Raw genomic sequence first — 23,469 nt, forward strand, 5'->3', positions numbered from 1 at the left:
AAAAATGTTACAAAAAATTTTCAAAAGCCAATAATTAAAGTAAATTTAGCGTTTTATAATCGGGCGCCCCCTCCTTGCTTATACGAATAACCGTGATCTATGTGTTAGTTTAACCAAGAAATAATAACCTAATCCTAACTGTACGAAAGACGAAACACTCCCCCCCTGCCTTTTGTCTTACGACCAAAAACATAAATGTATGAAAAAGCTTTTTTACCTCTTTGTATCCGGCCTGGTTTTATGGAGTTGTTCCGATAAGGATGACGATGCTTTTGTGCCAAACCCTTCGGATAACCTGGAAGTTCAGGACTTTGTCTGGAAGGGACTTAATTTATGGTACTTCTGGCAGGGAGATGTTAATGATTTGAGCGATACGCGGTTTTCTTCCAATGCGGAATACCAGGAATTTTTAAGTAGTTATTCCGATCCGGAAGAATTGTTTGAGCACTTGAAATATTACGGAAGTGAATCGGACAGAGATCGCTTTTCCTGGATCGTGGAGGATTACAATGAACTTATCAATTCGCAACAGGGAATATACAAAACAAATGGCGTAGAATTTGGATTGAGCCAGTATTCGAACAGCGATGACGTATTCGGGTATGTAAGATATATATTACCCAACTCCGATGCTTCCACCAAAGATATCCAACGTGGAGATGTATTTGTAGCTGTTAACGGAACAACGCTTACCGTCGACAATTATAGTGAGTTACTTTTCGGGCAAAATGACACTTACACTCTCAATATGGGTGATGTAGAGAATAATACTATTTCTCCTAACGGGGAAGAAGTAACACTGACCAAACACGAATATACCGAAGACCCTGTTTACCTGTATGATATATTTACCATTGGAAGTCATAAAATAGGGTATCTTATATATAATGGTTTTACAGCTTCTTTCGATAATGCACTGAACGATGTTTTCAGTGACTTTAAAAGCCAGGGGGTAACAGACCTTGTCTTAGATTTACGATACAACCCGGGAGGCTCCGTTAATTCGGCACTTCAATTGTCAAGCATGATTACCGGCCAGTTCACCGGAGAGTTATTTATCAAGCAACGCTATAATGAAAAATTACAATCTCAATTTTCAGACAGTGATTCAGAGGATTATTTCCCAGATGAACTCTCGGACGGAACATTGATAAATAGTCTGGAATTAAACAAGGTACATATCCTGGCATTAGAGAGCAGCGCTTCAGCAAGTGAATTAGTGATAAATGGTTTAGCTCCGTATATTAATGTAATACATATCGGTTCACAAACCACAGGAAAAAATGAATTTTCTGTAACCCTTGTAGATGATCCCGGGTATAGCTATTTGTACAATGAATCCCGCAAAAACCGAATTAACCCGAATAATTCCTGGGGAATGCAGCCTCTTGTAGGCAGAAGTGAAAATGCGGACGGTTTTTCAGATTATACGGAGGGACTTATTCCGGATATCACACTTGAAGAAGACCTGGAAAATATGGGAGTACTTGGCAACACCGAAGAACCTCTTCTTGCCAGAGCCATACAGGACATTACAGGAATATCTTCAAGGCAGGCAAAAACAGACCAACCAGGAATGCCTATTGATATAATGACAGACAGTAAAAGGTTTACACCTATGAAAGATAATATGTATATAACACCTAAAAAAGATCTGGAAGAATAAAAGTCTTATTCTCTAAAAACAACAACCTTTAAAAATGTTCGATTTGACGATATTTTCAAAGGTTGTTCGTATTATTCATCAATACCTTCCATAAATCAAGGACACAACTGTGGTTTTGTTTCTTGCGCACAATCCAAATAACATTCATGAGGATTCACGCTAGATGTGCAATACCCAGATACCCCTTTTCCCTTTATTTCAGTGCTGGTAAATACCGAAATAGTTCTCTTATTTAACTGGAAATGTTTAATACTTCTTTTTTTCATATTATTAAAGTTTATCGGTTAAACATTCATAATACTTAAAGGTAATATTTTTTAATGCTATTCAGCGTAGTATAAGACAAAAATTGATTTGGATGGATTTTCCTCAGTTTTTGCCCCCAACCCTAAAGGATGTATCAAGGAAAATCAGGTTCCTTTTAATCCTGATAATTATCGGGAAGGGCAAAACTGATTTTCTGATAATTTACAGAAAAACAAATTTTGTCTTGTGCTAAACTTTTTCAGTTAAAATTATCTTGTCCTAAAACTATATTACCAACAGGAATTTTGGATCTTATAAACTGATGTTCTATTTCTAAAACTCCAAACTAAACCCTACTCTCACATTCCTTCCCCTGGTCGTAAACCCTACCAGTTCTACATAATCCTCATTGAAAATATTGCTCACATTGGCAAAAAGTTTCATTTTGTTTTTCAGGATACTGTGACTTATATAGGCATCAAAAGTCGAAAAGCTGTCCATCAGAATTTCCCCGGAATCCAGGCGGTCATCTACATACTGGTAGCTGACAGACGCAAAGGTGGTGGAGCAAAGGGTAAACCCGGCGGTAGCATTGACCTTATGTTTGGGGATACGGACAGTTACCTTGTCCCTGTTTTCCGTAAATGTATAATTGGCATCCAGTTGAACAAAGTCCGCAGTTTTTACGGATAGTTCTGCTTCTACGCCGTTTACGGTAAAGTCGTTTTGCTCATTAAGGTACTGACCATTAACATAATTGATATAATTCTCCTCCTGCCTGTTAAAATACAGTCCGCTTAAACTCCAGTTTCCCGAACGAAATTCAAGTCCTCCTTCCAATGTACGGTCTTCTTCCGGTTCCAGGTCGGGGTCAGGCCCATAATACCCGTATAATTGCGACAGGCTTGGCGCGATATACGATGTACTGAAAGATCCCAGGGCCTTAAGATACCTGTCTTGCTCTAAGGTAAAAGTAAAAGACGGGTTCAGGTTATAAGTGAAATGCGTACCGTACTCACTGTGGTTATTCAGCCTTGCCCCCGCATTCATGTTGAGTCCGAAACCGGATACCCACACTACATTGGCATACGGATCGGTAATGGTAAAGTCCCGGTCGCGATCGAATTCCGCTTCGTTACGAATATAATTCACCCCTACTATGGTATAAAAACGGTCGTTAAAATTGTATTTGTTATACAAATCCACCACCAAACTGTTGGCATCGTATACCGAAGGAAAGTCGGATATGATTTCCCTTTCTATCTTGTTATAAGCAACACTGGCCTGTACACTCCCGTTCCCGTAAGTAAATCTGGGAGCTATGCCCGTACGGTATTGTTTGCTTGTACTTTGGTCATCCGTATCAGAAAAACCTTTTGCCGTATACCCGTCTATATCTGCCTTGTATTTATCGAAGTTACCAAATATATCTACGGAAAACCGCTCTGTAGCCCGGTATCCTACTTTTACATTGGTATTAAAACGGGAAAACGGATCTCTTTCCGTACCGGATACGGCAGCAGAAAGCCCGTCCGTGTATTGCTGTGCAAAGCCGGCCTGGTAGGTTACCTTACCGGAGGTCCCGCTTACAGCCACACTATTGGAAAAATCGGCCAGGTCATAGTTCTTGTCGTCCTGAGACTGGTTGGTTCCGATACTGGAACGGAAAGTGGCCGACAAAGGTTTGTCTGCCGCCTTTTTGGTGGTAATATTTATTACCGCCGTAGCCGCCGCATTACCGTACAAGGTACTCGCCGCTCCTTTGACGATCTCAATGGACTCTACCTGGCTGAGATCTACCAGGCGCAGGTCGAAATCGTTACTGATGGAAGACGGGTCGGTCATCTGTACACCGTCTATAATAACGAGGACCTGGTGGTTAGCCCCTCCCCGTATGTAATAGCCGAGATTTTGCCCGGCATTGCTCCGGCTCCCTCCTATTTCTATACCGCTTTTGGTATTGATCACTTCGGCCAGGGTTCTTCCCTGGTTCTTTTCGAGTTCTCCGGAAGTGATCTTGATGACCGTTTTCCCGGAATTCTCCCGTTTCAGTTCAAAGCGGGAATCCGTAACTACTACTTCATCCAGTTCCTGTACTTCCTGGGCAAAACCAGCAGTACATAATAGTGCCAGGGCACCGAAAGAAATTGTTCTTTTCTTCATTGTTGTGTGTAATACATGGGAAAAAGTATGGCTGTGCATACGCAAACCTTTATCCCGAAAGTTTGACATCCGTTTAAAATCAGGCAGGTCTCCTGGCTTGCGTCCTGTTACGGGCCTTCCCGTCCCGACAGTTCCCGATAATTACCCGGGCGGAACAGTGGCAGTGAAGTGATCGTAACAGGCATCCCGTTAGCTCCCGATAATATCGGGACGGGACTAAGCTTACAGTTGCGGGTACAGCCCGGGTTTCACACCCGGTTCCCTTTTCATCGGCAATGCCGAACCAAATTCTGCCGCGAAAATACGAACTAAAGTTAGAAGTACGAAGTCAGGAGTACGAAGTTTGTTACCGATTTTACTAAACCATATTGTCTACCCAAGCTTGCAAAGGGCTTCTTCATTAAATACATAGTCCGGAATTTCACCTCTGACTTCCGACTTCGTACTTCCAACTTTATTAGCTACCTTTGCACCGTTCATACATACTATTTCCCATTATAAGTGGAGTTGCACCCGGATTTCGGGGCTACTTCTTAAAAAGGAACCGTGTGAAAATCACGGGCTGACGCGCAACTGTAAGTAACGTAAAGTTGTTGCCGCACCACAATCCATTGTCCCCATAACTAACGGGATGAGAAGGATGGCAACAATGTTACGAGCCAGGAGACTTGCTTATAATGCAGAGACGTATGCTTTCGCGGTTTTGAAGCAGTAGTCGGGATATTTCAACGAAGGGTCACCCACTTAAAATCGGGGGCACACCATCGTTATATAGTTATATCCTCTCTTCTACGATCTTACTAAGTTGTGGAGTTGATGAGTTTGGGAGTTGACAGGTTAAATGAAGACCGAGAAACTCCGGGATTAAAAAACTCCGGAACTAAAAACAAAAGCATACGGAAAAATAGTTGGTTAGGAACATTAATTTATTTGATGTTTAACTTAATACTATTTTAAAAATGCAAAAAAACAATTTGGGTTACCCCCGTATCGGTGCCCGGCGTGAGTTGAAAAAAGCCTGTGAACAGTACTGGTCAGGCAAAATTGACCGGAACGAGTTGCTCTCGGTTGCAGAGACACTCCGCAGGCAAAACTGGGAAGTACAACAGGAAGCCGGTATAGACCTGGTTCCCTGCAACGACTTCAGTTTTTACGACCAGGTCCTCGACATGTCCCTCTCCCTCGGAGCCGTTCCTAAACGCTACACTCCCGTACTGACGCAAAACAAGGAAAATGCCGAACTTGACCTCTATTTTGCCATGGCCAGGGGATACCAGAAAGACGGACTGGACATCACGGCCATGGAAATGACCAAATGGTTCGACACCAATTATCACTATATCGTACCGGAATTCCATAAAAACCAGGAATTCAAATGGTTCTCTTCCAAGATCACCGAAGAGTTTACCGAGGCCAAAAAGGTGCTGGACAAAACCCCAAAGCCTGTTCTCGTAGGTCCTGTTTCCTACCTGTTACTGGGTAAAGAAAAAGAAGAAGGTTTTCATCGTATAGACCTTCTTAAAAATCTCCTCCCCGTATATGTGGAAATCCTGAACAAACTCAAAGACCTGGGTGCGGAATGGATACAGCTGGACGAACCCTTTTTGTCCCTCGACCTTACCGAAGAAGAGAAAAAAGCCTACAAAGAAGCTTATGCCGCTATTGCCAAAGCCTGTAAAGGCCTTAACATTATGGTTGCTACCTACTTCGAAGCTTTGGGTGACAATACGGCCCTGGCCACTTCATTACCTGTAAAGGCACTTCATATAGATCTCGTAAGGGCGCCGCAACAACTGGATGCGGTACTGGAAGCCACCCCGGAAACCCTGTCACTCTCTCTCGGGATTGTAGACGGGCGTAATATCTGGAAGAACGATTACGAAAAATCTCTGGAGTTTGTCCGCAAGGCAACGGCAGCCATCGGAGAAGAAAGAGTATTTATAGCCCCTTCCTCTTCCCTTCTGCATACACCATATGACCTGGAAGCGGAAACGGATCTCGATCCGGAGATAAAAAACTGGCTGGCTTTCGCCAAACAGAAACTCGGCGAAATATCGGATATCTATGATATCGTGAACGGCAACACCAGCCTGCTGGAAGAAAACAAAAAAGCCCTGGAAAGCAGGCGTACCTCTTCTCTGATCCATAAACAGGAAGTGAAAGACCGGACAACTGCGATTTCCGGGAAAGACACCACCAGGCTCTCTGCTTTCGAAACGAGACAGAAACTACAGCAAAAACGTTTCGGTTTACCGCTGTATCCTACCACCACCATCGGTTCCTTCCCTCAGACTCCCGATATACGAAAGCTTCGTGCCGCACTGAAGAAAGGCGAACTTACCCCGTCCGAATACGAAACAAAAATAGAAGCCGCGACTATCGAAGCCATAGCCATCCAGGAGCGGATAGGACTGGATGTACTGGTTCACGGAGAATTCGAACGTAACGATATGGTAGAGTATTTCGGCGAATTGCTAGAAGGGTTTGTATTTACCAAAAACGGCTGGGTACAAAGCTATGGCAGCCGTTGTGTAAAACCTCCTATTATTTTCGGAGACGTAAGCAGGCCCGAAGACATGACCGTTCGCTGGAGCCGTTTTGCCCAGGAACACACAGATAAAATAGTCAAAGGAATGCTTACCGGCCCGGTCACCATATTACAATGGTCTTTTGTACGGGACGACCAGCCACGGTCCGAAACCACATTCCAGATCGCCCTGGCCATCAGGGATGAAGTTGTAGCCCTGGAAAAAGGAGGGATTTCCATGATACAGATCGACGAACCCGCCATCCGGGAAGGTTTACCCCTGCGGAAGAAAGACTGGCCTGCCTACCTGGACTGGGCCATAAAAGCCTTCCGCATATCTGCCAGTGGTGTTCAGGATGAGACCCAGATACACACCCATATGTGTTATAGCGAGTTTAACGATATCATAGAGCATATTGCGGCTATGGACGCAGATGTTATTACCATAGAGACTTCCCGTTCGCAAATGGAGCTGCTGGAAGCTTTTTCAGATTTCAAATACCCGAACGAAATAGGTCCCGGAGTATATGACATCCATTCCCCAAGGGTCCCTACCGTAGAAGAAATGGTAGCGTTACTGGAAAAGGCAAGTGCACTGCTTCCCGCGGAGAATATCTGGGTAAACCCGGATTGCGGGCTAAAAACCCGTAAATGGGAAGAAACTGAAGCCGCGCTTATCAACATGGTAAAGGCCGCAGCAAAAATCCGGGAAAGTGTGGACCAGCCCGTTTCCTGATCTGCATCCCTGTACCTAACTATAAAGAAAGGCTGTTTTATACCTCAGGCAGGTAAAAAAACGGCCTTTCTTCTTTTTCTTTTTTTTGATAAAAATTCAAAAATAATCATTAGACCCCTTGTTTTTATAAACATTTTTAAAAATACACACTTAAAGACCTCTGATAATTATCAATACACAAAAAAATCACTTGTGAAAATGCCCCGGTTTCGGTAGCTTGCAGCACTAATTCATAAAAACCGATTCCTATGGCATTCGATCCGGCAAACAAGATACAGGACCTGCAATATTTCGGAGAATTCGGCGGGGTAAACCCTTCGGTTTCCGACTCGTCCACCTACACTTTTCTTTCCGCAAAGACCATGTTCGACACCTTCGAAGGGAATACCGAAGGTTGTTATCTCTATTCCAGGCACTCCTCTCCTTCCAATCTATACCTGGGTGAAGCCCTTGCTGCTATGGAAGGAACAGAAACAGCCAACGTCACAGCCAGTGGTATGGGAGCCATTACGGCTGTGATCTTACAATACTGTAATGCAGGCAGCCATATTGTTTCCGGGAGAACAGTTTACGGCGGCACCTATGCTTTTATGAAGAACTTTCTGCCGCGGCTGAATATAAATACCTCCTTTGTAGATACCACATCCGCAGAAAAGGTGGAAGCTGCTATTACGGGCAAGACCAAAATGCTGTATTGCGAAGTGGTAAGCAATCCCCTGCTGGAAATAGCCAATATCCGGGCTTTATCTGCAATTGCCAGAAAACACAATATCCCTCTGGTGGTGGACAACACTTTTTCTCCACTCACTATCGCTCCTGCACAGCATGGCGCGGATGTAGTTATCCATAGCCTTACGAAATTCATCAACGGCAGCAGTGATTGTGTTGGCGGTGTGGTTTGCGGTAGTACGGACTTTTGCCTTTCCCTGAAAGATGTTAACGTCGGTGCGGGTATGCTGTTGGGCAGCACCATGGATAGCCTACGGGCAGCGTCCATACTCAAAAACCTCAGGACATTGCATATACGTATCAAAAAACACAGTGAAAATGCACTTTTCCTGGCAAGAAAATTCGAAGAAGACGGGCGGAAAACAGTATATCCCGGACTGAAATCGCACCCCGGCCATGAAACCCTGAAAAGGCAAATGAATCCCGAATACGGTTTCGGAGGCATGATGACCCTCGATGTAGGCTCTCTTGACAAAGCTAATGCACTCATGGAAAGCATGCAGAATAATAACCTGGGCTACCTCGCCGTAAGCCTCGGTTTTTACAAAACACTTTTCAGCGCGCCGGGAACTTCCACCTCTTCTGAAATCTCCCCGGAAGAACAAAAACAAATGGGACTTACCGACGGACTCATCCGTTTTTCCATAGGATTGGACAACGATATTGAACGCACTTACGAAAAGATGAAAGAATGTATGAAGGGCCTGGGGATATGAGAGGCTGAGACGTAAGAAGGTAGTAAAACAAGTTATATGTGACAAACGCGGAATTTAATGAGCGGATGAAAAACCGTACGCTGGAATATGCTGTGCGGGTGTTGGGCTTTTTGGAGGCATTTCCCAAAAATGTTTCTACCAAAGTGGTCGGTTATCAGTTGGCTAAGTCGTCCACTTCGGTAGGAGCAAATTTCAGGGCGTTCTGTAGAGGACGCTCCGCAAAGGAATGCTATACCAAGATTTGCATCGTAGTAGAAGAAGCTGATGAATGCCTGTATTGGATGGAATTGTTGAAAAAATCCGGTATAAGCAACATTACAGAATTGAATGAGTTATCTGTCGAAGGTTTTGAAATACTGAAAATCGTAGCAAAAATCAAATCCACCTATGAAAAATAATTCTCACGTCTCACCCTCTCACTTTCCCATCTCTAATAAAATTTGTAAACGTTTAGGCAAAATCGTATTATTACAACTTCTAAAACACCGGTATTCCGGTACGTAAAAATATCCGGAACAACTTTAATTATATGGAAGAAAACAAGGTTATTAAAAACAGGGAATTGTCGATCTGGGAAGCTCTTATCCCCGTATTTGCACTCATAGGAATGTTGGCATACAACGTTCTTTTTGTTTATAAAGACGACGCCCTGTCTGGATCTAACCAGTTTATCCTCCTTCTCGGGGCAGCCGTAGCAGCCGTAGTTGGTTTTTTCAACAAAGTGCCATATGAATTTATGATGGAAGAAGTGGCCCAGAATGTAAAATCCACTAACGGGGCCATTCTCATATTGCTCATGGTAGGCGCCCTTTCCGGCACATGGCTTATAAGCGGTATCATCCCTTCCATGATTTATTACGGTTTACAAATACTCAATCCTACGATTTTTCTTGCCGCCTGTGTTATTATCTGTGCCATTATCTCTATAGCTACCGGAAGCAGCTGGACCACCTCGGCAACCGTTGGTATTGCCCTTATAGGTATCGGGAATGCTCTGGGTATATCGCCGGGCATGACTGCCGGAGCAGTACTTTCCGGGGCGTATTTCGGAGATAAGATGTCCCCCCTGAGTGACACTACCAACCTTGCCCCTGCCATGGCCGGGACCGACCTGTTCACCCATATCCGTTACATGGCTTATACCACTGTACCCACCATCATTGTAACGCTCATTGTATTTATAATATTAGGTTTTACCATAGATACTACCGGAAAACCGGACACCGAAGGAATTCTCGCTGTCATTGACGAATCTTTTTATATATCTCCGTGGTTGTTTATTGTACCTGCCCTGGTCATCCTGATGATCGTAAGAAAAACACAACCGCTCATAGCATTACTTACCGGGACTCTTCTCGGAGGGGCTTTTGCTATTATTTTTCAGCCGGATATCGTAACCCGAATTGCCGGGGAAGATACTCTTACTTTTCACTCTGCTTATCGCGGTGTTATGGATGCCATTACCATAGATACCTCGGTAAAAACTACCGATCCTTCTCTCAACGAGCTCTTTTCTGCCGGGGGTATGTCCGGTATGATGGGGACCATATGGCTCATTATCTGCGCCATGGTTTTCGGCGGTGTTATGGAAGCTATCGGTGCACTGGCCAAAATAACGGAAAGCCTTCTGAAACTTTTCCACACGACATTCGGCCTCTTTGCCAGCACTGTGGCCAGTTGTCTCGCTTTGAATGCCACGGCATCGGACCAATACCTGGCTATCGTCGTACCGGGAAAGATGTTTGCCAAAGCTTACAGGGACAAAGGCCTTGCCCCCGAGAACCTGAGCAGGAGTCTGGAAGATTCCGGTACGGTTACTTCCGTGCTCATACCCTGGAACACCTGCGGAGCTTACCATAGTAGCGTACTCGGGGTATCTCCCGCCGCATATGCCGGATACGCCGTATTTAACTATTTGAGCCCGTTCATGACACTTCTCTTCGCCGCTTTCCGCATTAAAATAAAACAGCTCAGTGATAAATAGGCCAAAAGTCCGTTTTGCCACGGGTCGGCCAGAATAGCTTTCAGAAAGCTAATCCCGTTATCCGTTTATTTATAGCTAAAATTTACAGAATCTAAAGTAACTGTCATAAATTTGCAGACGGGAGGAGGGTTTTAAACCCGAAACTGAGATCGATAAAAAATAATATTTTTAACATTTGGGTTAAATATTACCAATCCAATAAATACCAGGTCTCATAATTGATAAGTACCCAAAAAAACACTCCCTTTTTTACCCTCATTAAGAACCTCTATCAAACTATAAAATATTATAATCTATCCCAATGTAAAACGTTGGAATACTATGCTATTTTTGCATCAGAAAATTATTAATCCGATAAAAATAACAACTATGGCATTAGTAGGTAAAAAGTTCCCGAACATAGCAGTTGACGCTATGAACGACATGGGTGATACATTCAAAGTGAATGTGTTGGAAGAAGCGATAAAAAACAAGAAAAAAGTAATCCTGTTCTGGTATCCGAAAGATTTCACTTTCGTATGTCCTACGGAATTACACGCTTTCCAGGCCGCTTTACCGGAATTTGACAAAAGGAATACACTGGTAATAGGTGCTTCCTGCGATACTCCCGAGGTACACTTTGCCTGGTTGAACACAGCCAAAGATAACGGAGGTATTGAAGGCGTGACCTACCCTCTGCTTGCCGACAGCAACAGGAACCTGGCCAATATGCTCCGTATCCTAGACCTGCAGTCTGAAGTATACAACGAAGAAACCGATTCATATGTTTACGAAGGAGATAATGTGACTTACAGGGCTACTTTCCTGATCGACGAAGAAGGTACTGTATTTCACGAAAGTGTAAACCATATGCCGGTAGGACGTAACGTTAGTGAATTCATCCGATTGATCGACGCTTACGCACACGTACAAACGCATGGCGAAGTATGTCCGGCCAACTGGGAGAATGGTAAAGAAGCCATGTCTGCCAACAGACAAGGTGTTGCCGAGTACCTGAGTGCTAACTAATATACGGAATAGAAGTTCCTGTTTTTTGGTGTTTTCCCGACTCTATCCGTACTGGTAAAACTGCTGCGGATAAAGTCGGGATACTTTCGCCGGGAGTCCGGACTCTGCTTCAAAAAAAGAAGATCCCGGCACAATATGTAAAAACCGAATGTAATTAAAGATTGTTATGATACAGGAATTAGATAAAGACAACTTACCTGAAGTTGTTGCCGGAAATAACACGGTATTTGTTCAATACTCCGCAGAATGGTGTGGCAACTGCCGTATTATGAAACCGAAGTTCAAAAAATTCGCTTCCGAAACGGAAAATGCTTCCTTTATAGTGGCCGATGCCGAAAAATTCCCGGAATCGAGAAAACTGGCAAATGTAGACAACCTTCCTACCTTTGCGGCTTTTAAAAACGGCGAACTGGTAAACCAGGTTCAGACCAATAAGACAGATGTTTTAAAATCATTTATCGAAGATAACAAATAACAGACTGACCCGGGGCTACCCTTTCTAAAAGCGGAAACATGAAGTTACCTATAATAAAACATCTGGCAAATTTTATAGAAGAAAACGACCAGGACTATGTTATCGAAGCCATAGAAACCCTGGAAGCACTTACGGAAGTTCCTTCTCTTAAAGACGAGGAACTGGATGTAATAGGAGAACTTATCTCCAACATGTATGGTGCAGTAGAAGTAGATAAAATGGTAAAAGAAGGCATGTCCAGAAAAGAAGCGCTCAATGCCTTTATGGGCAGGGTCCTCGGCTCTATCGACAAATAAACCTACCCGGTTGGGAAAAAATTGCTGATGATCCTCTTTCTCTTGAGAGAAAGGGGATTTTTTCTTTCCACCCTCCCGGGTTTTTCCTTAAAGATTGGTTATCTTTACCATCCTTTGTCCCATACGCGGACAGCATAAGCAAATACATAAAAAAGAAATAAATATGGCAACAGTCACGCTTAAAGGAAATGCAATAAAAACTACAGGAGAACTTCCCGGTAAAAACGAAAAAGCACCGGATTTTTCACTTGTTAAAAACGATCTTTCTTCCGCCTCTCTTAATGACTTCAAAGGTAAAAAAGTTGTACTGAATATCTTTCCGAGTGTAGATACCGGTACATGCGCCGCTTCCGTACGCAAATTCAACCAGGAAGCTTCCAAACTGGACAATACGGCCGTATTGTGTATATCCAGGGATCTTCCCTTTGCACAGGCACGTTTTTGCGGAGCGGAAGGACTGGAAAACGTAATGACCTTGTCTGATTTCCGGGAAAGAGATTTCGGAAAAAGCTACGGGGTGGAATTTGCAGACGGTCCCCTGGCCGGACTGCTTTCCAGGTCGGTAGTCGTCATTGACGAAGACGGTAAGGTTGTCTATACCCAGCAGGTTGCGGAAACCGCAGACGAGCCGGATTACGAAGCTGCCCTTAAGGCCCTGAAATGATCAGACTGTAATATAAAACGGCAGCAGACAGCTTTGTTATTTCTGTCTGCTACTGTTTTAGCTGTTTACCAACGCCAGGAACATGAGCTCTTTCTTCAAAAACAGGATGAAAAGTATCCGGTATGCCGCTAAAGGGGCTTTACTTCTGTTTCTTACGGAAGCCAGTATACAGGTACAATTTGCCATAGCATGTATAGTGACCGTCGCCGGTTTTTACTTTAAAATTTCCTCTACGGAATGGATACTGCAAATACTCACCATAGCTGTTATTATGAGTGTAGAAGGGATAAACACGGCCATAGAGAAAATGGCCGATTTCGTACACCCGGACCATCATCGTAAAATAGGTGCCATAAAGGACATTGCCGCGGGAGCCGTTTTTATAGCTGCGGTTACAGCCATTCTCATAGGCTGCATAATCTATATTCCAAAAATATTTTAAAAATATATTTTGATCCTGTACGTTTGTAATTTGTATTTTTGCTTTTAAACTTGCTGGGCAAGTACCATAAACCGAACGTATATAATGGCTAAAAAAAGGAACAGAAAAAAAGCTACCTCAACACAGCCCAAAACCTCAAGATTTACTTTTTCAAAACAAAATAAGATCATTCTCGGGAGTCTGGTCATGTTGTTGAGCGTTGCCCTGTGTATTGCTTTTGTCTCTTTCTTTTTCACCTGGCAGCAAGACCAGAGCCTCCTGTCCGAATTTAGCGACAGGAATGCCCTGGCAAAAAACTGGCTGAACAAGTTCGGAGCTTCCGTAAGTTACCTGTTTATCTATAAGGGCTTCGGAATCGCAGCATTTATATTCATCTACCTCTTTTTTCTTACCGGACTGCACTGGTTTATAGGCCTTGACAGGAAAAAGCTTGTCAGTCGCTGGGTCTGGGGACTACTGGCTATCATGTGGTTTTCTGTATTCTTCGGTTTTTTCGCCGCAAAAGCACCTCTCCTCGGTGGTGTTGTCGGTTATGAAATGAACGATTTCTTACAGGATTATATAGGTAAAGCCGGGGTTATCTTATTACTGATCTTCGGTTTTATCGTATTTGCCGTAAAAAAGCTGAAAGTCACCCCGGAGAAAGTAGGTGCCCAATTCGCAGGAATGCGTGAAGGCATGCGAAGAGACCTTCACAGGATGCAACGCGAAAATCCTGCCGGCAAAAACAAAGACGAACCCGTTATACGTACTACGGGTAACGAATCCCCGTCACCTTTTGAAGTTGCCCTGGAAAACAAGGAAAAAGGAATTAGCAGTTCCGGTTATTCCCGTATAGACAAGACATCGGATGTGGATATCGAAAACTCTTTTGAGATAAAAATAGCAGGACAGGACGAAAGCGAAATACGCACTACGTCTTCTACAACCTCCCACCCCCCTGCCAAAGAAGAGAAACACGACGATATCCGGATGGAAATAAAAAAAATAGAAGAAGAAAAAGAAGAAACGGATATTCTTTCGGATAAACTGGTGCAGGATTTCGGCGAATTCGACCCTAAACTCGAACTCGGGAATTACCAGTTCCCTCCCCTCGATCTCCTCGTCGAACACGGCGGACAAAGCGGTATTACCATCAACCAGGAAGAACTGGAAGAAAATAAGAACAAGATTGTAGAGACCCTGAAACAGTATAAGATAGATATATCCCAGATCAAGGCTACTATCGGGCCAACCGTAACCCTGTACGAAATTGTTCCTGCAGCCGGTGTAAGGATCTCCAAGATAAAAAACCTGGAAGACGATATCGCACTCTCCCTCGCCGCTTTAGGTATACGTATTATTGCTCCTATTCCGGGTAAAGGGACCATAGGTATTGAGGTACCCAACAAAAATCCCACTACCGTTTCCATGCGATCCGTTATTGCATCCACCCGTTTTCACAATGCAGAAATGGAGCTTCCCATTGCCCTGGGAAAAAATATCAGCAACGAGACTTTTGTGGTAGACCTGGCCAAGATGCCCCACCTGCTCATGGCAGGAGCTACAGGGCAGGGTAAATCAGTGGGGCTTAACGCCATACTCACCTCCTTGCTGTACAAAAAACACCCGGCCGAAGTGAAGTTTGTGCTGGTAGACCCCAAAAAAGTAGAACTCACGCTCTTTAATAAAATAGAAAGACACTACCTGGCCAAACTTCCCGATACGGAAGAAGCTATCATTACGGACAATAACAAGGTGATCAATACCCTGAATTCCCTTTGTATTGAGATGGACAACCGTTATGAACTGCTGAAAGACGCCATGGTACGTAATATCAAAGAATACAATACCAAGTTCAAAGCGCGTAAACTAAACCCCAGCAACGGGCACAAGTTCCTCCCTTATATCGTACTGGTCGTAGACGAGTTCGCCGACCTGATCATGACAGCGGGGAAAGAGGTAGAAACGCCTATTGCCAGATTGGCACAGCTTGCGCGGGCTATCGGTATACACCTTATCATAGCCACGCAAAGACCTTCTGTAAACGTTATTACAGGTATTATTAAAGCGAACTTCCCGGCGCGGATAGCTTTCCGGGTAACGTCCAAGATAGACTCCAGGACCATTCTTGACAGTCAGGGTGCGGACCAGCTCATCGGCCGGGGAGATATGCTCTATACCCAGGGTAATGATCTCGTTCGCCTGCAATGTGCTTTTGTCGACACCCCGGAAGTCAGTAAAATAACCGATTTTATAGGATCCCAGAAGGCCTATCCGGACGCACATCTGCTCCCGGAATATGTCGGGGAAGAATCTGGCACGAGTCTTGATGTAGATCCGGGGGAGAGAGACGCCCTTTTTAAAGAGGCGGCAGAAGTTATTGTCATTGCCCAACAGGGATCGGCATCTCTCCTGCAACGAAAACTGAAACTCGGGTACAACAGGGCGGGACGTATTATCGATCAGCTCGAAGCCGCAGGTATCGTAGGCCCGTTCGAAGGCAGCAAAGCCCGGCAGGTGCTCATACCCGACACCTATGCCCTGGAACAGTTTTTAAACAATGAGCAAGGAAACAACGGGGCCTGAACATAAAATATGTTATACGAGAAGAGGCCCGATAATAGAATTGAAATTGAATTTACAGGTATGAAGACAATATGTGAAATAAGAAAGATTGTTATCGTTATCGCTTTAATGATGTTCGGACTGGGATATGCGCAAAGTTCCGACAAAGCAAAAACCCTGCTTGACGAGGTGTACAAAAAAGTGAAAAGCTACGATAATATCTATGTGGACTTTAAATACGTCCTGGAAAACAAAGCGGAAAATATTAAGCAGGAAACCCGGGGAGATGTCACCATAAAAGGGGAAAAATATCTTTTTAACTACCTGGGAGCCACTAAAATATTTGATGGCAGCAAAGTGGTCACCATTATCCCGGAAAACGAGGAAGTAGTCATCGAAAGCCCGGATGTGGAAGACGAGAACACCATTACCCCCTCCAAAATGCTCACCTTTTACAGGCAAGGTTATAACTACAACTGGGATATTTTGCAGAATGTAAGGGGAAGGCAGATTCAGTACATAAAACTCATCCCTATCGATACCGAAGCGGAAGCTAAAGAAATACTTCTGGGTGTCGATGCACAGACGAAACATATATACAACCTGATACAGACGGGGCAAAATGATACGAAGACCACTATAACGGTAAATTCGTTTAAAACCGATCAGCCCCTGTCCGGAAACCTGTTCAAATTCAACGCTAAAAAGTACGAAGACGAAGGGTATTACATTATAGAGCAATAACTCAGAGACTAACACCGGTTCCGGAAGTCCATAAAACTTCAACACCGGACATGGAATTTCCGTACATTGAAGATTTTAGACCGATATATCTTATCCCGATTCCTGTTCAACTTCATCAGTTGTTTTACCATACTGATGATTATCTTTATTTTCCAGGCTATCTGGCTCTTTATTGATGACCTGGCCGGGAAAGGGCTCGATCTTTGGGTGATCGGAAAATTCCTGTTGTATTATTCCCCCAGCCTCGTCCCCACGGTATTACCGTTCACCGTTTTACTGGCTTCCCTGATGACATTCGGTAGTTTTGCGGAGAATTATGAGTTTGCCGCTATGAAATCTTCCGGGATCTCCCTGTACCGGGCCATGCGAAGCCTTATCGTATTTATGATTGCCCTGGGGGCATTTACCTTCTACTTTGCCAACAGCATTATTCCGAGGGCAGAGTTCAAAGCCTATAACCTCAGGCAGAACATTGCCAAGGTAAAACCCGCTATGGCCATATCCGAAGGTATGTTTAACGACATACAGGACATGAACATCAAAGTAGAGAAAAAACACGGAGAGGACGACAGGCTTCTCGACAATGTTATCTTACATCAGAAAAACTCCAAAGGAGAGAACAAAACGGTTATTAAAGCCAAGAAGGGAGAACTCATCAGCAATGAGAAATCCGATATACTGAAACTCAAACTGATAGACGGGTACTATTATGAGGACCAGACACCTTCTAACCCGAAAAACCTGGACAATTATCCGCATGCCAAGGCAGAGTTCGAAGTATATACGATAAATGTAGACCTGTCGGAGATGAACGACATGAACCTGGAAGACGAGAGTCACAATACATACAAAATGTACAACGTAACCGAGCTCGCTTATCTTATCGATTCCATGGAACAGAACAATAGTACTACCGTACGTAACTTTAGCGACAACATTTATAAGCGTACGGGAATCACTTCAATGAACCGTTCTTACGAGAACAAGACCCGACAGGACAGCACGGAAAATAAAAACAATACAGTTAAAGCCGTTGAAGAAAAAACTCCCGTTTCGAAAAACCCGAAGGATATCCTGAGCCTTTTTGAAGGGAGGAAAAAAGAACAGGTAGTAGAAACTGCGCTCAGCAATATAACCAACATTGTCAATACCATAGACAGCAGAAAGACGGAACTGCAACGAAAAGACATGGTACTGAACTATTATATCATGGCCATGCACAGTAAATACGCTCTGGCTTTTGCCTGTGTTATCCTATTCTTTGTGGGGGCTCCGCTTGGGGCCATTATCCGCAAGGGAGGGCTCGGGCTTCCTATGGTAGTAGGTATCGGACTGTTCCTTACCTATCACTTTCTGGGCATGTTTGCCAGGAATTATGCAAAGGATGCCAGCATTCCCCCTATTCTCGGATCGTGGCTGTCCACCATTATCATGCTTCCCCTGGGCATATTCCTCACCCGAAGGGCTACGGCAGACAAAGGCCTGCTGAACATAGACAGCATCATAGACCCTCTCAGAAACCTCATCGGCAGGTTTCGGAAAAAAGAAGAATAAGAAGTCATTCATATATGCCCCTACGGCTTGAAAAGCTATGCCATTACCATGATAACAACCCATAAAAATTAGGTATCTTTGTACCTTAAAATTTCGTAAAGATGAATCCCATAACAATGGAAGAACCCGAAATAAAACTGAATACTATCGAAGAGGCCATTGCAGATATACGCAACGGTAAGATCGTCATTGTAGTTGATGATGAAGACAGGGAAAATGAAGGAGATTTTGTTGCCGCCGCAGAAATGGTTTCCCCGGAAATGATCAATTTCATGGCCACTCACGGACGCGGCCTGATATGTGCCCCGCTTACGGAAAAGCGATGCAAGGAACTCGGACTCACTGCCATGGTACACAACAATACGGACCCTATGGAAACAGCCTTTACCGTATCGGTAGATCTGAGAGGTAACGGCGTTACCACGGGAATATCCGCAGGGGACAGGGCCAAAACCGTAAAGGCCCTTATAGACCCGGACACCAAACCTTTTGAACTCGCACGGCCCGGACATATATTTCCCCTTATCGCAAAAGAAGGCGGAGTACTGCGCAGAACAGGACATACGGAAGCGGCAATAGACCTGGCCCGGCTGGCCGGACTGGCGCCCGCAGGCGTTATCGTGGAAGTGATGAACGAAGACGGTTCTATGGCCCGGTTACCGCAACTGCTGGAGATCGCGAAAAAGATGGACCTCAAAATAGTGTCTATCGAAGACCTTATCGCATACAGAATGCAGCACGACAGCCTCATAGAAAAAAAGGAAGACTTCGATATTCAGACACGTTTCGGAGATTTTCGCCTGAGGGCTTATGTGCAAACGACAAACAAACAGGTCCACATAGCATTGACCAAAGGGAGCTGGAAACTCGGTGATCCCATCCTTACCCGGATCAATTCCACACTGGTGAATAACGATATACTGGGAACGCTTACCAATAACCTGGATAAAAAGCTGGATGGTATGTTCCGCGTCATCAATGAACAGGGCCGTGGTGCCATCGTTTTTATCAATCAGCAAAACCAATCCCTGAACCTGCTTCAGCGACTGGGCCGCTTAAAAGAATTACAAAAAGAAGGGATTGTAAAGGCTCCAAAGGTCGTTCTGGACCAGAAAGATTTCGGTATCGGTGCCCAGATACTCCATGACCTGGACATTTCTAAAATCCGCCTGGTGTCCAATTCGGAACAAACCAAGCGCGTAGGGATCATCGGTTATGGGCTGGAGATCGTGGAATATGTAAATTATTAGAAAAATCCATAAACAAAAAACTGTCATCCCGGACAAGATGAAAATTTTATCAGGAATGACAGTTTTATTTTTCGCGTAAAACGGGCTTTACCTCATATTGTTTTTAATCACCCGCACCATCTTTTCGGCTCTTTCCTTCGTTTGTTCTTCGGTCCAGCCAAGTTTAATAAGCACGGAAATTGTACGCCCGATTATCGCGTCGGAAGCAGAAAAATCACTTTTATCGTAATCCTGCATCCCGTCAATAATCTCCTGTGGTATTTTCCCGAGCGATTCCAATTGTTTTAAATGCTCCCATTTTTTGATATAATGCCAGTTGTTATCATACCAGTAGAAACAACCGTCTACTCCTGCTTCCCCCAGGGCTTTGTGCACTTTACGCGTTGCGGGCTCATCCGGCAGGAAGAAACTTAGAAAAGAGTAGTTCTCCTCCGCTCCTTCCGGCACTTTACGAAATGTTACTTCAGGAATGGCTTCCAGGGCCTGCCGCAAAACCGTGTAGTTCTTTTTCTGTACTTTCAGGAAATCATCCAGCCTGGAGAGCTGTGCCAGTCCCACTGCCGCGTGAAGTTCGGAGATACGGTAATTGTATCCGAGAAAAGGATGTTGTTCCGCACCGCGATCGTTGCCTGTATGATCGTGCCCGTGATCGGAATAATGATCGGCATGTTTTGCATAGTCGGGGTTATTCGTAATGACAGCGCCACCTTCGCCGCAGGTTATCGTCTTCACATAATCAAAAGAAAAACATCCCATATCTCCATAGCTTCCCAACGGTTTCCCATCGTATGTCCCTCCTATGGCCTGGCAGGCGTCTTCCAGCAAGAGTAAATCGTGCTTGTCGCATATAGCCTTCAGTTCGCGCAATTGTGCCGAAGAGCCACACATATGTACAGGCATGACCACCCTGGTACGGGGGGTGATGGCTTTTTCCACCGCAACCGGGTCCAGTGTCAAGGTTTCATCTATATCCACCAACACCGGAACAGCTCCTATGGCCATAAGCGATTCGAAGCTGGCTACAAAAGTAAAAACAGGCATAATCACTTCATCCCCCGCTCCTATGCCCGCGCTGACCAGGGCTACCGTAAGGGCTGCCGTTCCGCTGCTTACCAGTTGGGTATGTTGCACCTGCATGCGCTCACATAAGGCCGCCTCCAGTTCTTTTGCTTTCCAGTGACCTTTACGCATACCGTCAAAACCATATCGCATCAGGACACCATTGTCCAGCACATCGTTCACATGTTTTCGTTCAATATCTCCGAAGAGTTCAAATCCGGGCATAAATCGTATAATTATAAAGTTATCTTGCTTTTTGTATTCAATAGGATATATGAAAAAGCGGCTGAAACGGTGGTGTTTATTTTATTTCGATAACACTTTCGCTTATTTCTTTACGCACTTTTTCCATCGTAGAAAAAATATCGTCTTCCGCACGATAGCCCACAGGCATAATAAGGACTGATCTCAATCCTTCGTGGCCCAATCCGAGTACCTTGTCAAACTCACCCGGAAGGAAACCTTCCATCGGGCAGGCATCTATTTTTTCCATGGCACATACGGTGAGCAGGTTGCCCAGGGCGAGATAAGCCTGGTTTTTGGCCCAGGATTCGATTTCCTCGCTGGTTTTTTTATTAAAATCGGCTATGAGAAAATCCCGGTAAGGCTTTAATACCTCTTCCGAAGTATTGCGAACCGCCTTTACTTTGTCAAAATAACTGCGGATAAATTCCTCGTCAATGACGGTTTCTATACAGAATATCAACAGGTGAGAAGCATCGGTTACCTGTTTCTGATCAAATGCATGAGGGAGCAGTTCCTTTTTCTTCTCCGGATCACTTACTATAACAAGTTTTACAGGCTGCAGACCAAAAGAAAGTGCCGTAAGGTTAAAGGCTTCTTTCAGCACCTCCACCTGGTCCTCTCCTAATTGACGTGCGGCATCAAATTTTTTGGTAGCATAGCGCCATCGTAGCTGTTCTATTGTATTCATCTTATATCATTTTGGATAAAACTGAGGTCCGATAAGATTTCTTTATCCACATTCTCTGACAGGGACCTCATTCGGATAAATGCATAACAAATGTAAGAATAATGGGTAAAGAAATAGTATTTTTGAACTTCAAATTAACAATATTATACGAATGAACGACCACATACAAGAACGTATTAACAAAGCGGAAACCCATATATTTAAAGCCGTTTTTCCCAATACTACCAACCATTACGACACTCTTTTCGGAGGTACTGCCCTGCAACTCATGGATGAGGCTTCTTTTATATGTGCCACCCGGTTCAGCCGTAAAAAAGTGGTCACCGTATCTACAGATAAAATAGATTTTACCAAACCCATTCCACAGGGGACATTGGTAGAACTGATAGCTCATATTACCAAAGTAGGCCGGACAAGTTGTGTAGTACAGGTAGATATCTTTATGGAAAACATGTATGAAGACATACGCGAAAAAGCCGTTTCAGGCAAATTTACTTTTGTTGCCGTAGACGATGATAAAAACCCCACGCCGATCATAGACGAATAAAACCAACAGAAAACGTTCCTGTCTTTTTTATGATATGGGAAGAAGAATTCCTTCCATACGGTTAACTTTTTATTAATGACTACAATACGATTATTTCAAATAAAAGAAATAACTTACAGGTCAATTATTAAATTTAACACGTATGAAAAATTTGGTTTTACTATCGGTTCTCTTTTTGACCATGTCTTTTACAAGCCATGACCACACCGCAACGGAAAAAATTTCCGGGGATGATGTTGCACAGGTACAAACCCACGACATCCGTCTGGGCCTTGTAACAACATCCGGCACCCCTACACTGTCCGGAAGTTATGATCTGGGAGGGTTTTACGCTATGAATGTTGAAACCGGCGATTATTATTACTCCTATCCGAACAGGGTAAACGGTTTTCTAAAGCTGCCCGCTTTTATCTACGACCTCCCCGAAGGCACTTATGAATTCGGCGCATTTCAGGGACAGGGCGGTTGGATGGCTGTTAGCTCCAAAATAGTTACTATCGGTTCCGGTATGGATGATGAGTCCGGTTATATTACCCTATACCTGGATATTGCATGGGAAGAATAATTAGAAAAGCAAGCATCCCTTGCCCCTGATTTTCCCGGATAGGAATAAAAATTAGAAGCCTGGTATTCTATTTTTGTACCGGGCTTTTTTATGAACTCATTTAAACTTTTTTGATTGAAGCAAAAAATAGAGATTTTTGTCCCAAATACAGTCTTTTTTGCGCTGCATACCCATAGTTATGGAGCAAGAAAAGACAAAATATGGGGTAAAAAGATCATTTTGCGGCCTCCCGATAATTATCGGGATGGAAAAAGTTTAAACGAGTTCTATTAGAAGTCTTTACTCGCATGTACTCTTTAAATGAAATTTCCCCTCCTTATCCGTTTCCATAGTATATCCGTTTTCCAGCATATATTTAAAATCAGATCTGCCATGTAAGTACCATAATAAATACCCGTACTCACATCTGCTTTTCCAGTTTCCGTTTTTAAATTCCCTCTCAATTACGGGGATTAATTTATCCGCCATGGTGAATGGCGTATGTAAAAGAATTACTATCGGATTAAATAATGGGGTTCGGAATTGGCATAGTAGAAGTTTAATTGAAATTAATATAAAGTTTGGGGTAAGAAAAAACAGAAGTTTCTTGATTTCCATTATGCGATTCGGCATCGGTC

19 protein-coding genes and 2 riboswitches are annotated in these 23,469 nt (G+C 43.9%); of the genes, 16 read left to right on the forward strand and 3 right to left on the reverse strand.

Translation table 11 applies throughout. The annotated features are described in order from the left end of the window. The first annotated feature begins 199 nt into the window (after positions 1 to 199). Positions 200 to 1,666: a GFO_1087 family putative carboxy terminal peptidase gene (locus tag ACVBDY_RS04610; RefSeq protein ID WP_447174289.1), complete on the forward strand. Its 1,467-nt coding sequence runs from the start codon at positions 200 to 202 to the stop codon at positions 1,664 to 1,666. Positions 1,667 to 2,245: 579 nt separating this feature from the next. On the opposite strand, the gene ACVBDY_RS04615 is transcribed toward ACVBDY_RS04610, so the two are convergent. Beyond that, positions 2,246 to 4,075 carry a TonB-dependent receptor plug domain-containing protein gene (locus ACVBDY_RS04615; protein ID WP_447174290.1) on the reverse strand — a complete coding sequence of 610 codons (1,830 nt, stop codon included), beginning with the start codon at positions 4,073 to 4,075 and terminating at the stop codon, positions 2,246 to 2,248. A gap of 65 nt (positions 4,076 to 4,140) precedes the next feature. Further along, positions 4,141 to 4,378, reverse strand: a riboswitch (cobalamin riboswitch). A 179-nt stretch (positions 4,379 to 4,557) separates the two neighbouring features. After that, positions 4,558 to 4,765: riboswitch (cobalamin riboswitch) on the forward strand. A gap of 269 nt (positions 4,766 to 5,034) precedes the next feature. On the opposite strand from ACVBDY_RS04615, the gene metE reads away from it, so the two are divergent. The 13 genes from metE to ribB all read left to right on the forward strand — a co-directional run bounded on the left by metE (position 5,035) and on the right by ribB (position 19,747). Then, positions 5,035 to 7,338: a 5-methyltetrahydropteroyltriglutamate--homocysteine S-methyltransferase gene (metE, locus tag ACVBDY_RS04620; RefSeq protein ID WP_447174291.1), complete on the forward strand. Its 2,304-nt coding sequence runs from the start codon at positions 5,035 to 5,037 to the stop codon at positions 7,336 to 7,338. Positions 7,339 to 7,586: 248 nt separating this feature from the next. Continuing rightward, positions 7,587 to 8,783, forward strand: a complete 1,197-nt coding sequence (locus tag ACVBDY_RS04625; protein WP_447174292.1) for an aminotransferase class I/II-fold pyridoxal phosphate-dependent enzyme — start codon at positions 7,587 to 7,589, stop codon at positions 8,781 to 8,783. A gap of 38 nt (positions 8,784 to 8,821) precedes the next feature. Continuing rightward, positions 8,822 to 9,181 (forward strand): four helix bundle protein, encoded by a 360-nt coding sequence (locus ACVBDY_RS04630; protein ID WP_447174293.1) that lies wholly within the window; start codon positions 8,822 to 8,824, stop codon positions 9,179 to 9,181. Between the two features lie 131 nt (positions 9,182 to 9,312). Further along, on the forward strand, positions 9,313 to 10,767 hold the full coding sequence (gene nhaC, locus ACVBDY_RS04635) for a Na+/H+ antiporter NhaC (RefSeq protein WP_447174294.1): 1,455 nt from the start codon (positions 9,313 to 9,315) through the stop codon (positions 10,765 to 10,767). Positions 10,768 to 11,136: 369 nt separating this feature from the next. Continuing rightward, entirely contained in the window at positions 11,137 to 11,775 is a 639-nt protein-coding gene (locus ACVBDY_RS04640; RefSeq protein ID WP_447174295.1) for a peroxiredoxin, read from the forward strand. A 166-nt stretch (positions 11,776 to 11,941) separates the two neighbouring features. Continuing rightward, entirely contained in the window at positions 11,942 to 12,250 is a 309-nt protein-coding gene (locus ACVBDY_RS04645) for a thioredoxin family protein (protein ID WP_447174296.1), read from the forward strand. 38 nt (positions 12,251 to 12,288) lie between these two features. Next, complete coding sequence (locus tag ACVBDY_RS04650; protein ID WP_447174297.1) at positions 12,289 to 12,546, forward strand: DUF6952 family protein; 258 nt, start codon at positions 12,289 to 12,291, stop codon at positions 12,544 to 12,546. Positions 12,547 to 12,709: 163 nt separating this feature from the next. Next, positions 12,710 to 13,210 (forward strand): thiol peroxidase, encoded by a 501-nt coding sequence (gene tpx, locus ACVBDY_RS04655; RefSeq protein ID WP_447174298.1) that lies wholly within the window; start codon positions 12,710 to 12,712, stop codon positions 13,208 to 13,210. Between the two features lie 106 nt (positions 13,211 to 13,316). Further along, complete coding sequence (locus ACVBDY_RS04660; protein WP_447174299.1) at positions 13,317 to 13,652, forward strand: diacylglycerol kinase; 336 nt, start codon at positions 13,317 to 13,319, stop codon at positions 13,650 to 13,652. Positions 13,653 to 13,736: 84 nt separating this feature from the next. Beyond that, positions 13,737 to 16,220, forward strand: a complete 2,484-nt coding sequence (locus tag ACVBDY_RS04665; protein WP_447174300.1) for a DNA translocase FtsK — start codon at positions 13,737 to 13,739, stop codon at positions 16,218 to 16,220. Positions 16,221 to 16,280: 60 nt separating this feature from the next. Next, on the forward strand, positions 16,281 to 16,943 hold the full coding sequence (gene lolA1, locus ACVBDY_RS04670; protein ID WP_447174301.1) for an outer membrane lipoprotein periplasmic chaperone LolA1: 663 nt from the start codon (positions 16,281 to 16,283) through the stop codon (positions 16,941 to 16,943). A 66-nt stretch (positions 16,944 to 17,009) separates the two neighbouring features. Then, positions 17,010 to 18,497 (forward strand): LptF/LptG family permease, encoded by a 1,488-nt coding sequence (locus tag ACVBDY_RS04675; protein ID WP_447174302.1) that lies wholly within the window; start codon positions 17,010 to 17,012, stop codon positions 18,495 to 18,497. A gap of 101 nt (positions 18,498 to 18,598) precedes the next feature. Next, positions 18,599 to 19,747 (forward strand): 3,4-dihydroxy-2-butanone-4-phosphate synthase, encoded by a 1,149-nt coding sequence (ribB, locus tag ACVBDY_RS04680; protein WP_447174303.1) that lies wholly within the window; start codon positions 18,599 to 18,601, stop codon positions 19,745 to 19,747. Between the two features lie 87 nt (positions 19,748 to 19,834). Here the strand turns inward: ribB and ACVBDY_RS04685 are convergent, their stop codons facing one another. Together ACVBDY_RS04685 and ACVBDY_RS04690 are read right to left on the reverse strand one after the other, a co-directional pair. Next, entirely contained in the window at positions 19,835 to 21,031 is a 1,197-nt protein-coding gene (locus ACVBDY_RS04685; RefSeq protein ID WP_447174304.1) for a DegT/DnrJ/EryC1/StrS family aminotransferase, read from the reverse strand. Between the two features lie 76 nt (positions 21,032 to 21,107). Further along, positions 21,108 to 21,740, reverse strand: a complete 633-nt coding sequence (locus ACVBDY_RS04690; protein ID WP_447174305.1) for an NAD(P)H-dependent oxidoreductase — start codon at positions 21,738 to 21,740, stop codon at positions 21,108 to 21,110. 151 nt (positions 21,741 to 21,891) lie between these two features. On the opposite strand from ACVBDY_RS04690, the gene ACVBDY_RS04695 reads away from it, so the two are divergent. Beyond that, a complete protein-coding gene (locus tag ACVBDY_RS04695) occupies positions 21,892 to 22,287 on the forward strand; it encodes an acyl-CoA thioesterase (protein ID WP_447174306.1) in 396 nt (131 codons plus the stop codon). A 142-nt stretch (positions 22,288 to 22,429) separates the two neighbouring features. Next, positions 22,430 to 22,852 carry a hypothetical protein gene (locus tag ACVBDY_RS04700; protein ID WP_447174307.1) on the forward strand — a complete coding sequence of 141 codons (423 nt, stop codon included), beginning with the start codon at positions 22,430 to 22,432 and terminating at the stop codon, positions 22,850 to 22,852. The last annotated feature ends 617 nt before the right edge of the window (positions 22,853 to 23,469 follow it).

This window comes from Sinomicrobium halophytocola (assembly GCF_052983395.1).